We start from the raw sequence: 12,099 nt of genomic DNA, 5'->3' as shown, positions 1-12,099 counted from the left end.
GATGATGCAAACCAATCAACAGTGGCAGGCGCGGCGCGAGGCGGCGGTCACACCTGGCGTAGGGAGTGCGCTACAGGTTTATATTGCCAAAGCGCGCAATGCCGAGCTGTGGGATGTCGAAGGGCGACGCTATATCGATTTCGCCTCGGGCATCGCGGTATTAAACACTGGCCATAACCATCCTGACGTGATGCGCGCGGTGCAGGCGCAGCTGGAATGCTTTACGCATGCCTGCTTTCAGGTCACGCCCTACGGCAGCTATGTGGAGCTGGCGGAGAAACTCAACGCCCTGGTGCCCATCGCTGAGCCGACGCAAACGTTGCTGATGTCTACCGGCGCGGAAGCGGTGGAAAATGCGATTAAAGTGGCGCGTATCGCCACCGGTCGCTCCGGCGTGATTGCGTTTCGCGGCGGTTTTCACGGCCGTACGCTGCTGGGCATGGCGCTGACCGGTAAAGTACAACCCTATAAAAAAGGGTATGGACCTTTTCCGGGCGGGATTTTTCATGCGCCTTATCCCATTAGCTATTTGGGCATTAGCGAAAGTCAGGCGCTGGGCGCGCTACAGGGAATTTTTGCCGCCGATGTTTCGCCAGATGATGTGGCGGCGATTATTATCGAACCGGTGCAGGGCGAGGGCGGATTTTATGCCGCTTCGCCGAACTTTATGCGTCAGCTGCGCCATCTCTGTGATGAGCACGGCATCGTGCTGATCGCCGATGAGATCCAGAGCGGCTTTTGTCGCACCGGCAAAACGTTCGCCATCGAGCATAGCGGCGTCGAGCCAGATCTCGTTACCCTGGCGAAAAGTCTGGCCGGTGGTTTCCCGCTGTCGGCGGTGGTGGGTCGCGCCTCGCTGATGCAAAAAGCGCAGGCGGGCGGGCTGGGCGGCACCTATGCCGGTTCGCCGATGGGCATTGCCGCAGCGCTGGCGGTGTTAGACATTATCGAACGCGAACAGCTGAATCTGCGCGCGCAGCAGCAGGGTGAGCAGGTGGTCGCGTTTCTGCAACAGCTGGCGACGCAGTATGACTGCATCGGCGATATCCGTCACCTTGGCGCGATGATCGCGATGGAGCTGGTGGAAGAGGGTGATGCGCAGCGTCCGGCAAAGGCGCTGACGCAGGCGCTGGTGCAGGAGGCAGGGCGTCAGGGGCTGGTGCTGCTGGCCTGTGGCGTACGCGCAAATGTTATCCGTTTTCTGATTCCCTTAACGGCTGAAAAAGAAATTGTATCTGAAGGTCTCAACGTCTTGTCATCCTCCCTCCAGGTAGTGCAGAATATGCGCCCTGCAAAATAGATAAATAACCGGCGCTTGAGGCGTCGGTTATTTTTTTGCATTTAACCAGGCTAATCCATAAAGAGGCCGGCCAACGTGCCGGATAGATACACGTAACACGTCAAACGTGTGGTTTAAAGGAAAAAAAGATGGGGCAACTCGCTAACTTCTCACTGGCTTTCGCTGGTGTTCGACTCCGTGATGATTATGGCGCGATCGGCAACTTTACCGACGCTTCTTCCCTCACGCCTCTGAAGACTCTTTCTCGCATAGCGCGAAGTTTCCCTGTGGTCCGCCTCAATCAGGCCGCCGCTATGGGGGGACTAAACCATGACGCATAATACCCAAAGCGCACAGCCGCGCGCACAGCTGAAAAAAACACTGACCTTATTACCGGTGGTGATGATTGGTCTGGCCTATATGCAGCCGATGACGCTGTTTGATACCTTTGGTATCGTTTCTGGCCTGACCGACGGTCACGTCGCCACCGCTTACGCCTTTGCATTGATAGCGATTCTGTTCACTGCGCTGAGCTACGGCAAGCTGGTCCACCGCTTCCCATCTGCGGGATCCGCTTACACCTATGCGCAGAAAACCATCAGCCCGCACGTTGGCTTTATGGTTGGCTGGTCGTCGCTGCTTGATTATCTGTTTATGCCGATGATCAACATTCTGCTGGCGAAAATTTATTTTGAAGCGCTGGTGCCGGATCTGCCCTCCTGGATTTTTGTTGTGCTGCTGGTTGGCTTTATGACGCTGACTAACCTGCGCGGCATTAAAACCGTGGCAAACTTCAACAGCCTGATCGTGGTATTGCAGGTTGCGGTAATGATCGCGCTGATGGCCATGGTGATTTATGGCGTGGCGCACGGCGAAGGAGCAGGCACGCTGGTTAGCAGTCGTCCGTTCTGGTCAGAGCACGCGCATGTGGTGCCGATGATTACCGGCGCGACTATTCTGTGCTTCTCATTCCTCGGCTTCGACGGCATCAGTTCGCTTTCGGAAGAGACCAAAGATGCCGAGCGCGTTATCCCTAAAGCGATTTTCCTGACGGCGCTGATTGGCGGCATCATCTTTATCGTGGTGTCTTATTTCCTGCAGCTCTATTTCCCGGATATTTCGCGCTTTAAGGATCCCGACGCTTCGCAGCCGGAGATCATGCTGTACGTGGCGGGCAAAACCTTCCAGTTCGGCATTCTGATCTTCTCCTGCATCACGGTGCTGGCTTCCGGCATGGCGGCGCATGCGGGCGTAAGCCGTCTGATGTATGTGATGGGACGCGACGGTGTGTTCCCGGAGCGTTTCTTCGGCTACGTGCATCCGAAATGGCGTACGCCAGCGCTGAACGTGCTGCTGGTTGGCGCTATCGCGCTGCTGGCGATCCGTTTTGACCTGGTAACGGCAACGGCGCTGATTAACTTCGGTGCGCTGGTAGCGTTTACTTTTGTTAACCTGTCGGTGATCGCGCAGTTCTGGATCCGTGAAAAGCGTCGCTATACGTTGATGGATAATATCCGCTATCTGCTGCTGCCGATGTGCGGTGCGCTGACGGTAGGCGCGCTGTGGATTAACCTCGAAGAAAGCTCAATGATGCTGGGGCTGATCTGGGCCGCGGTCGGGATTATTTATCTCGCCGTTGTGACGCGCAGCTTCCGTAATCCGGTGCCGCAGTACAGCGAAGAATCACTCTGATTCAGTAAGGCGCATAAAATGCCTGCCTCTGTTTAACCGCAGGGCGCGAAGGCCAGACGAAAGTCTGGCCTTTTTTTATGGCTGGAAGCAGCCCGGTAAAACGCTGTGCTGCTGTGCTTGCGGGTGCGCTGACCAGGAGAAAAGCCCTTGTAACCGCCTGCGCATCTGGTTACCCTGCGGCAGCAATTTCTGCCTGAATCAATGGAGTTGGCAATGTTTAAAAAAGTAGTGGTAAGCAGCGGTCTCGCGCTGATGTTGGCAACAGGCGCAGCGCAGGCTATCGAAGGCAGCGTTGACGTGGGTGAGCATTACACCAACCTGAACGTTGGACTGGGAACCACTTCCCCAGGTCTGAGCCTCTCCGGCAACTGGATGCGCAGTGACCATGATGGCGACGTTTCCGGTCTGCGTCTGGGCTATAACGTGGAAATCGGCTCGGTTTTCCTGACGCCTGGCATTAAAGCGATGTGGATCGATCCGCAAGATGGTAAAGATGGTTTTGCCGCTGCGGTCGGCGCGGGCGTGAGCCTGCCGGTAACTAAGATGATCGGCCTGTACGGCGAGTATTACTACTCACCGGAAGCCTTTACCGATCATCTTGACAGCTACCAGGAAGCCTCCGGCGGTATCAGCTTTACGCCGATTTCGCTGCTGAACGTGCGCGTTGGCTATAAATATGCCGAACTGAACAACAAAGGCAGCCGTAAAGATAACGTGCTGGCTGACGGCCCTTACATTGGTGCCTCGCTGCGCTTCTGATAAGCAAGCGCAACAGCAAAAGCCGTCCCGATGGGCGGCTTTTTTATCTTTAACGCAAAATTTTTCATCTTTAACTATAAATCCGGATGGCTTTCTATCAACATAACGCGTTGAGTTTCTATTAACTCTGCCAGGGTTTTGCAGGATTCCCAGATTTTTTCAGTACCAATACGATCGCAGGACTCCCATCGCCCTGTCGTTGTATCGTAATAAAGCGTATCAGTATTGTTACTGCCAATAACAATGCGTCCGTGCATGCCTTCCAATTCATGACCATGAGTATTTAACACGTCATTAAATTCGAGTAATCCAGGCTTATCTCCATTGCTCGTCAGGCCGTAAAAAATATGACCATCAGCGAATAGCCCGTTGCTAATGCGTAATAGTTCGCCATATTGCTGCCAAAATTCCGTCTGCTGCATTGCAATTCCACGGCCAAAATCATGCGTGGGGAATTGCCCTGTATAAGGAGGGCTAATCGTATAACCCATTTGTTTACTCAACAGATTAAATTCACGTACGACTAACATTAAGTCGCTCATTTTTTCTCTCATGGATAAACTACTCCTTTAGGCACTGGCCATAAAACCGTTTTATGTTCACCGGGTGACAGGCCGCGGATGATGGCATTTTGAGTAGTGGTAAAAATAGAATGCTCGACCTTGTTTCTGATCAGTACCAGGTTTGAAAAATCGTTTGTTCCGTTGTCATCCAGCGGAAGCTTATGATGAACGCTAAACTCTTTTGGAATCAGTCCAGCCCGTAGGATCTCTCGTTGTGATGCATCCAGACGGTAAATAATATCCGGATGATCGGCAATGTTTTTAGCAAACTCTCGTCTGACTGTATTATTGAATGAATTCCTCAACGTTCTCTGGGCCGCGCTGCTTCTTTTAACATAATCCATTTCTACCACATCAATATTCTGCAATAATATTCGGTTTCCTTTATAACGCCCCAGGTAGCTTTCCAGTTTTTTCAGTTCAATAACTGAGGCTGAGCGTAATCCGGCTCGACCAGCAGTAAACAAAGCGCTTAATGCAGTTAGCGAACCCATGGTCTGCTCATTTAGTACCTGGTCAAACCCTTTCGTTGCGTCTCCGCCCAGTTTACGTGCTGTATCAGCAAACCCTTCTGGATTACCGTTATACATCCCGCCGGCCGCCAGTAGTCTTCCTGCGGCTTTGCTATTGATGGTTTTCAGCGATGCGGGCTGATTTATTTGCGCTTGCCGGAGCGGTAACGCCGTAGGGCGCGGCTTTCCGCCCCGTTTGCTGTAGTCACGGCGGGCAACTGACCGATTATATTCACGGATAATATCCCGCGCGCCGTCAAACTTAAACGCCAGCGGATCGCGGCAAATCAGCGCGCCGCATTCATCAATATAAAACAGCGAGCCTTTTGCAAAAGAAAAATCACCGAGCATCACCACTCCGCCGTCAAACAGCATTTTTCTCAGCTTTTCCCGCTGCCGTGGGCCATGCGGCGGTTGTTGGTTGGTATAACCGTTAAAGGCACGCTCATGCATATTAATAAGCTGAAAACGCAGAGAGAAGTTGTCATCAAAGACATATTTATTATCAATTCGCGGCCAGGCAAAGACCGGGCTGATTATTTCCTCGTAACGTTCTGGAGCCAAATCGTCACGGGAGAGATAATAGAGATCGGTTCCGGGCAGGCTGAAGCTCATACATCATCTCCTTATGATGGAAACGCAGTGAGAAACAATGTCATGCAGCAGGAAAAGAGACAATACCCTGGTAATAAACTTTCGCCATTCGTTTTTTAATAGGGAAGCTTACTGATGTTATTAACTGAAATGTATTACGCGTTTTGCTGAATAGAATATATTTCAGTAGCATAGCCAAATTAATTTTTATGCTGGTCGGCTTTCAATATCAAGTAATCCAGAATACTATTCCAGATGCCTTATATTTTCACAAGTTACGAATATATTTTTTCCCAGACGTTAAAGCGATTTTTTATCGGCATAAAAACCCACCCGCATAGCGGGGGGATTTTATGCGCTTAACTTACGTGCCATTGGCGATCTGCGCGGTTGCTACAGGCAAACGTATTCTTCAGGACACCAGTTCGCGCGCGTAATCATACAGTGCTTTCAGCTGAGCGAGTTTGTCGTTATCGCCATCGTGCAGGTTAGCCAGCGACTCCAGCTCCAGCAGGAAGGATTCAATGCGTTCACTGTTTAATGCCTCGCGGCGATGCTGTAGCCAGCGCTGCTGCTCGCTGTCGTCGAGCGTACCGGGGAAATTACGTGCCCGATAGCGAAACAGCAACTGAGCGATGCGGTCGTCATTAAAGGTGAGATCGAGCGCGGGCAAATTGGCGGGTGCCGTTTGCTGAATAATGTTCATTGCCGCTCTATCGGCGTCGCTGAAAAAGCCGTTATAGATCTGGGCATCGACATCCTGCGAAGGAGGAAACGGGGCGGCTTCGGCATAAAGCGTTACGACCTTTTCGCGGATCTCGGCATGCTGACGCAGCTGCGCCAGATTATTCAGACAGTGCTGACGATCAATACCCAGCCGCTCGGCATCACTTGGGCGCAGCGTATTAGCAGGAGCCAGCACCGGACATTTATTGATATGCACCAGCTTGATCGGCACAGCCGCCGCATCGCCCAGCTGCTGGCGCGGCGTATAGAGACGCTCGCGCAGCGCATCAGCGTCCAGCTCCAGCAATGGCGTGATATCTCCGGCCAGGTCGCACACGATCAGCGCATTACGATTTTCCGGATGCCAGGCCAGCGGCGCAATCCAGCTGGTATTGCCGCGCAGCGCGCCGAACATGCCAGAGATATGCATCAGCGGTTTCATCTGCGGGATATCAATCAGTGTACTGATTTTCTGTTTGGTGCGATGGCTGAAAAGGAAATCAAACAGCTTCGGCTGTTGGGTTTTAACCAGCTTCGCCATGGCGATGGTGGCATAGACATCTGACATCGCATCGTGCGCGTTAGCATGCTCCACGCCGTTGGCCTGGGTCAGCTGTTCCAGCTTAAAGCTGGGCAAGCCATCCTCATTTTCCGGCCAGACAATGCCCTCCGGACGCAGCGCATAGCAGGCGCGCATCACATCCAACAGATCCCAGCGCGAATTGCCGTTTTGCCAGCTCCAGGCATAGGGATCGTAGAAGTTGCGGTAAAAGATATTGCGCGTGACTTCATCATCGAAGCGCACGTTGTTATAACCCACCACGCAGGTGTTTTCGACGGTGAAAAGCGCATGAATACGTTGAGCAAACTCAGCTTCCTTCATGCCGCGCGCGCGCGCCAGCTGCGGCGTAATGCCGGTGATCATCACCGCTTCCGGCTGCGGCAGATAATCATCAGCGGGCTGGCAATAAAACACTTCTGGTTCGCCGATGATATTGAAATCCATATCGGTGCGGATCGCAGCAAACTGCGCCGGGCGGTCCAGCGCCGGGCTTGTACCGAAGGTTTCATAATCGTGAAAAAGGAAGGTTGGTTGAGCGCGTTCGTTGGCCAAAATGTTATCCGTTGACTGCTGAAGGGTAATGTTCCTTACATGGTAAACCATATTCCAGGTTATCAGAACCGCCAGATAGCGATGCGAGCGCAGGATCTACGCAGTCCGATCCAGCCTGCGGAAAAGTAGCTTAATAGCCGTTAAATGAAAGCAATGATGGCGTGATTGTTTTATTAAAGCCGCTTTTGTTGAACAGGAATAAAAAGATGCCAGCATCAGCGTTACAACACAGAAATTCGATCGGAACCCATCAGAATAAACTATGCAGCACATTCAACCGCGACCCTTCCCAGGCGGCAGGCATAAACTCAGGTTGCTCAGTCATCCCGCGTGATATACGCCGCGTTGGACGTAGTATCCTTCAGGCCAGCACTTATCCTGAAGGTCAGAACAGGTCACTGTGTCAGGCCCCTGTTTCGCAACAGAACGCCGTCGTCCCGTTTTTAATGTTGGTAACGCAATTGAGGCTGCCCAATGCACCGCTTCCGGCTACTTCTGAAAACGCTGTATCAATGTCTGAGAGAGAAGTGCCCCCTGCAGTTTTCAAAAACGGCGCGCTACCGGATAACAGTGGCAATACCGCTTCCGGCATGCTGGGTTCATTGACAACGTTACTGAATGAAGCAGGCGAAATGATATCCCGGTATGATCCGCTTTACTTTCCCGGAGCCGACGCGTCGCCGGTAAAAGAGAGTCAAAATAAAAACATGCTTCAAGGCACGATAAAAATCAGACATGGTGGGCGAAAATCGGTTAGCCATAGCAAAAAAAAGGAGCATTCATCTGTAAAGGCTAAGGAATATCCTGCTGCGAAATCGAGAAAAAAAGGCACGCGTTGCGACGTTCTTGGTGGAGGAGAGGGTTACCAACAAGGTATCAATAAAGATGCCGTAAAATATGTTACCGCAGAAAATTTTGCTGAGCTTAAAAAGCATGTCAACGCGGGTGAAAAGTATATCTATATTCCTTCCAGCGTTACTATTACTATACCCAATGAAAAAAATAGCCTGCGGGTTAAACGTGGGCAGGTGATATTTGGCAGCCGCGGAATAAATGGAGAGGAAGGGGGGAAGCTGAAGGTTAACTATAAAGACAATAGTGCTTCTTCATATGCCATCATTTTGCTTGAAAATTCATCACGCATTAGTGGCCTCCGGATTGAGGGGCCAGGCCAGCCTTCTTCAACTAAAAACCTCATCGTTGGGCTACAAACGATACCTGATGGTGGATCGGTAGTGATTGATAATAATGAGCTTTATGGGTGGTCTGCTGCGGCTGTATCAATTAATAAGAGCTTGCTTAATAAAGTGCATCATAATTATATTCATGACAATGTCAGGCATGAGCGCGGATATGGGGTGACAGTACAAAACGGAAAAGCTGACGTTAATGTTTATTGCAACGCTTTTGTTAAAAATCGCCATGCTATCGCAGGGAAAGGATCGCCTGGGGAAAAATATTTTGCGTATGATAATTTAATAAGAAGTGCTAAGACCCGTGATGAATATCATCAGTTCGATATGCATAAATTTAACAATACGGGCGGGGAAAAAATAGTTATAACCAACAATATATTTGATTATGGCCAGTTTGGCACCAGTAATCGAGCTTCTGTCCGCGTTCGCGGTAATCCTGAGTCAGGCCCTGCGATTGTTAAGGGAAATGTTTTCAGTCAGCCTTTTCATCTGGGTAAGCAGAATGCTGTGGAACAGGCGGATGACATAAAAAAAGGGATGCCCAATGATAAAACCATTAAAAAGAAAAATAAATTTAATGTGAAAATGACATATCGCTTTGGTAAAGAAGGGCAGTGTAGTGTGGAATTTGGCAATAAGGAAAGCCCTGTCAATTGTAAAGCAGCGGGCTTGAATTATTAATATTGCAGGTTGTGCCTGCGTATTATGAAAACTTGATATGGTAAAAGGCTCTGCCATCATGGCGGAGCCTTTTACGCTTTGCCTGGTCGTTAGCGCAGCGCGCCAGAGGTTGCTACCGGCACTTCGCACGGTTCCATCTCGATGGGAATGCTTTTATACGCCGGGATCCCGCTGGCGGTATCGTGGCTGTCAAGCGGCACCATGACGTTCGCTTCCGGATAATAGGCGCCCACCGAGCCGGGAGCCATATCCAGTACCACGATGGTCAGGTTATCCATGCGGCGTCGGGTACGTTTGCCATCAGGATCGAGCGCAATAATATTCACCTTATCACCCACGCGCAGCTGTCGTTTCTCCGCCTCGTCGGCATTAAGAAACAGCACGTCGCGCCGTCCGGTTACGCCGCGATAGCGATCGTTCAGGCCATACAGCGTAGTATTGTACTGGTCATGACTGCGCAAGGTGGTCAGCACCAGATCGTGGCATTTCAGGGAACGCGGATCCTCATTTACCCCTTCCATCACCATAAACTGCGCCCGACCTGAAGGTGTATTCCATTCGCGCTCGGAGGCGGCGTTGCGCAGGCGAAAACCGCCCGGCTGCTGTATACGGCGGTTGAAATCATAGAAGGCCGGAAAAACAGCCTCAATCGCTTCACGGATAAAGCTGTAATCGCCGATCATCCGATCCCAGTTGATTTTGCTATGTGGCAGCGTCGCTTTAGCCAGCCCGGCAACCAGCGCTGGCTCCGATTTCAGGTGCGGCGAAGCGGGTTTCAGTGTGCCGCGCGAGGCGTGAACCATCGACATTGAATCTTCAACGGTGATGCTCTGCTCGCCGGAAGCCTGCACATCCTGTTCAGTACGGCCCAGCACCGGCAAAATATAGTTGTGCTTGCCCAGCAGCAGATGCGAGCGGTTGAGTTTGGTTGCCATATGCACCACCAAATCAAGCTTACGCATCGCCGCAAAGGTTACCTGCGGATCGGACATCGCCTCCGCCAGATTGCCGCCAAGACAGAGCAGCGCCTTCGCTTTGCCGTCGCGCATCGCCTGAATAGCGGCGACCGCGCCGTGGCCGTGATGTTGCGGCGGCTTAAAGCCAAATACGTTTTCGATGCTGTCGAGCAGCTCCTGCGAAGGTATTTCAGTAATCCCCACGGTACGGTCGCCCTGGACATTAGAGTGACCGCGCAGCGGACAGATCCCCGCGCCGGGTTTGCCGATATTGCCGCGCATCAGCAGCAGGTTAGCAATTTGCTGCACATTCTGGGTGCCGTATTGATGCTGCGTAATGCCCATGCCATAACAGATAATAGTTTTTTCTGATTTGGCATACAGGTGAGCAATATTCAGGATCTCCTCGTAATCCATACCGGAAACTTTCAGAATATGCGGCCATTCGGTTGCCTGCAGATCCTGCTTCAATGCTTCGAAGCCTTCGGTATGTTCACGAATAAATGCTTCGTCGATCACTCCCGGATCGCCTTCTTTCAGCGCCCGTTCATGCATCGCCAGCAACGCTTTCATTACGCCTTTCAGCATCGCCGCATCGCCGCCGACGCGCACTTTATAATAGGTCGAGGCCAGCGCGGTAGAGCCGAGGGATAACATCTCAATTGGACTTTGCGGCGAGGTAAAACGCTCCAGCCCGCGCTCGCGCAGTGGGTTAATGGCGACGATAGTTGCGCCACGTTTGGAGACTTCACGTAGCGTACCCAACATACGGGGATGGTTGGTGCCAGGGTTGTGGCCGATACAGAGCACCAGGTCGCAGTGGTCGAAATCTTCCAGTTCAACGGTGCCTTTACCGACGCCAATCGACTGCGGTAAGCCGACGCTGGTGGGTTCGTGGCACATATTGGAGCAGTCAGGGAAATTGTTGGTGCCATATTCGCGGGCAAATAGCTGATAGAGGAAAGCCGCCTCGTTGGAGGCGCGTCCGGAAGTATAAAACTCTACGCTATCGGGATCGCTATAGCTTTGTAGCTTCTCACCTATTTCACATAAGGCGGTTTCCCATTCAATCGGTTGATAGGTATCGCTGGCGGCATCGTATTTCATCGGATGCGTCAGGCGGCCTTCGCCTTCCAGTTCAAATGCGTTGCGCTGCCACAGTTCGCTTACCGTGTGCGCGGCGAAAAATTCCGGCGTGGTGCGTTTGCTGGTGGCTTCCCAGGAAACGGCCTTCGCGCCGTTTTCGCAAAATTCAAACGAGGAGGCGTGGCGCGGATCGGGCCACGCGCAACCAGGGCAGTCGAAGCCCTGCGGCTGATTCACTTTAAACAGCGCAATAACGTCCTGCTTCACCGACATTTGACCACGTAAGGCATCGGCAACGGCCTTAAGCGCGCCCCAGCCGCCTGCCGATCCGCCGTAAGGAGCAATACCAATAGTGCGATTTTGATGTTTCATAATTTTCTACATTCTGTTGTGGGACTGTTACTAAAGGGTAGGACACCTCACCAATATGGCGGGCTAAACGGGGATTAATTGCTTTCGAAATATTACAAAGGACATCCGCAAAGCAAGGGGTGATAAATTGCGTAATGATTAAAGTGTGCTAAACATTAAGTGTAAATATCTGAACAGGAGGTTATGATGAAAAAGACAGCATTATTAGCATTTGCCTTTGCCGCAGCCCTGCCTTTGGCGGGTTGTTCCAGCAGCAACTACACTATCCATACCAACGATGGACGTACGATTGTCAGCGATGGTAAACCCAAAGAGGACAATGCTACCGGCTTGATTAAGTATAAGGACGCCAACGGTAACGAGCAGCAGATCAATCGTTCCGATGTAAAATCAATGACCGAAATTCCGCACTAATTTCCTTTGCGAATGTTAACAAACGAAGCCACCAGCAGGTGGCTTTTTTGTTATTCAGCTCGGCGGCTAATAGAGCTGAATGACGCTATAGCGAAAACTGACGCAATAAGCAGCAGCAAGGCGCGCGTTAAATACATAATTATTTGCAATTTATT

Annotated in this window: 9 protein-coding genes; 5 read left to right on the top strand and 4 right to left on the bottom strand. The window is 51.5% G+C overall.

Annotation, left to right across the window (positions count from 1 at the left end):
• Positions 1-4 precede the first annotated feature (4 nt).
• The 3 genes from gabT (at position 5) to J2X14_RS06665 (ending at position 3,730) form a co-directional block, all read left to right on the top strand.
• The gene (gabT, locus tag J2X14_RS06675; protein WP_352410619.1) at positions 5-1,300 is read left to right on the top strand and encodes a 4-aminobutyrate--2-oxoglutarate transaminase; all 1,296 of its coding nucleotides are present in this window, start codon (positions 5-7) and stop codon (positions 1,298-1,300) included.
• A gap of 309 nt (positions 1,301-1,609) precedes the next feature.
• A complete protein-coding gene (locus J2X14_RS06670) occupies positions 1,610-2,971 on the top strand; it encodes an APC family permease (protein ID WP_352410436.1) in 1,362 nt (453 codons plus the stop codon).
• 213 nt (positions 2,972-3,184) lie between these two features.
• Positions 3,185-3,730 (top strand): YfaZ family outer membrane protein, encoded by a 546-nt coding sequence (locus tag J2X14_RS06665; protein ID WP_352410435.1) that lies wholly within the window; start codon positions 3,185-3,187, stop codon positions 3,728-3,730.
• Between the two features lie 74 nt (positions 3,731-3,804).
• On the opposite strand, the gene J2X14_RS06660 is transcribed toward J2X14_RS06665, so the two are convergent.
• From J2X14_RS06660 to sbcB, 3 genes are all read right to left on the bottom strand, one after another.
• The gene (locus J2X14_RS06660) at positions 3,805-4,272 is read right to left on the bottom strand and encodes a YrhA family protein (protein WP_352410618.1); all 468 of its coding nucleotides are present in this window, start codon (positions 4,270-4,272) and stop codon (positions 3,805-3,807) included.
• An 8-nt stretch (positions 4,273-4,280) separates the two neighbouring features.
• Positions 4,281-5,420, bottom strand: coding sequence for a DUF8093 domain-containing protein (locus J2X14_RS06655; protein WP_352410434.1), 1,140 nt, complete (start codon positions 5,418-5,420; stop codon positions 4,281-4,283).
• 391 nt (positions 5,421-5,811) lie between these two features.
• Positions 5,812-7,239 carry an exodeoxyribonuclease I gene (gene sbcB, locus J2X14_RS06650; protein ID WP_352410433.1) on the bottom strand — a complete coding sequence of 476 codons (1,428 nt, stop codon included), beginning with the start codon at positions 7,237-7,239 and terminating at the stop codon, positions 5,812-5,814.
• Between the two features lie 206 nt (positions 7,240-7,445).
• Between sbcB and J2X14_RS06645 the strand changes: the two genes are divergently transcribed.
• The gene (locus J2X14_RS06645; protein WP_352410432.1) at positions 7,446-9,116 is read left to right on the top strand and encodes a hypothetical protein; all 1,671 of its coding nucleotides are present in this window, start codon (positions 7,446-7,448) and stop codon (positions 9,114-9,116) included.
• 89 nt (positions 9,117-9,205) lie between these two features.
• Here J2X14_RS06645 and J2X14_RS06640 read toward each other — a convergent pair whose 3' ends face one another.
• Entirely contained in the window at positions 9,206-11,530 is a 2,325-nt protein-coding gene (locus tag J2X14_RS06640) for an FdhF/YdeP family oxidoreductase (RefSeq protein ID WP_352410431.1), read from the bottom strand.
• 186 nt (positions 11,531-11,716) lie between these two features.
• Between J2X14_RS06640 and J2X14_RS06635 the strand changes: the two genes are divergently transcribed.
• On the top strand, positions 11,717-11,944 hold the full coding sequence (locus J2X14_RS06635; protein ID WP_085071223.1) for a YgdI/YgdR family lipoprotein: 228 nt from the start codon (positions 11,717-11,719) through the stop codon (positions 11,942-11,944).
• The last annotated feature ends 155 nt before the right edge of the window (positions 11,945-12,099 follow it).

The organism is Mixta sp. BE291, from assembly GCF_031457955.1.
Classification (GTDB): Bacteria; Pseudomonadota; Gammaproteobacteria; order Enterobacterales; family Enterobacteriaceae; genus Mixta.
The sequence above is the reverse complement of the archived record's forward strand: the minus strand, read 5'-3'. Positions and strand labels throughout refer to the sequence as shown.

Coding starts and splice junctions, on each gene's coding strand:
- gabT (WP_352410619.1), top strand. CDS start 5: ATGCAAACCAATCAACAGTGGCAGGCGCGGCGCGAGGCGGCGGTCACA.
- J2X14_RS06670 (WP_352410436.1), top strand. CDS start 1,610: ATGACGCATAATACCCAAAGCGCACAGCCGCGCGCACAGCTGAAAAAA.
- J2X14_RS06665 (WP_352410435.1), top strand. CDS start 3,185: ATGTTTAAAAAAGTAGTGGTAAGCAGCGGTCTCGCGCTGATGTTGGCA.
- J2X14_RS06660 (WP_352410618.1), bottom strand. CDS start 4,272: ATGAGCGACTTAATGTTAGTCGTACGTGAATTTAATCTGTTGAGTAAA.
- J2X14_RS06655 (WP_352410434.1), bottom strand. CDS start 5,420: ATGAGCTTCAGCCTGCCCGGAACCGATCTCTATTATCTCTCCCGTGAC.
- J2X14_RS06645 (WP_352410432.1), top strand. CDS start 7,446: ATGCCAGCATCAGCGTTACAACACAGAAATTCGATCGGAACCCATCAG.
- J2X14_RS06640 (WP_352410431.1), bottom strand. CDS start 11,530: ATGAAACATCAAAATCGCACTATTGGTATTGCTCCTTACGGCGGATCG.
- J2X14_RS06635 (WP_085071223.1), top strand. CDS start 11,717: ATGAAAAAGACAGCATTATTAGCATTTGCCTTTGCCGCAGCCCTGCCT.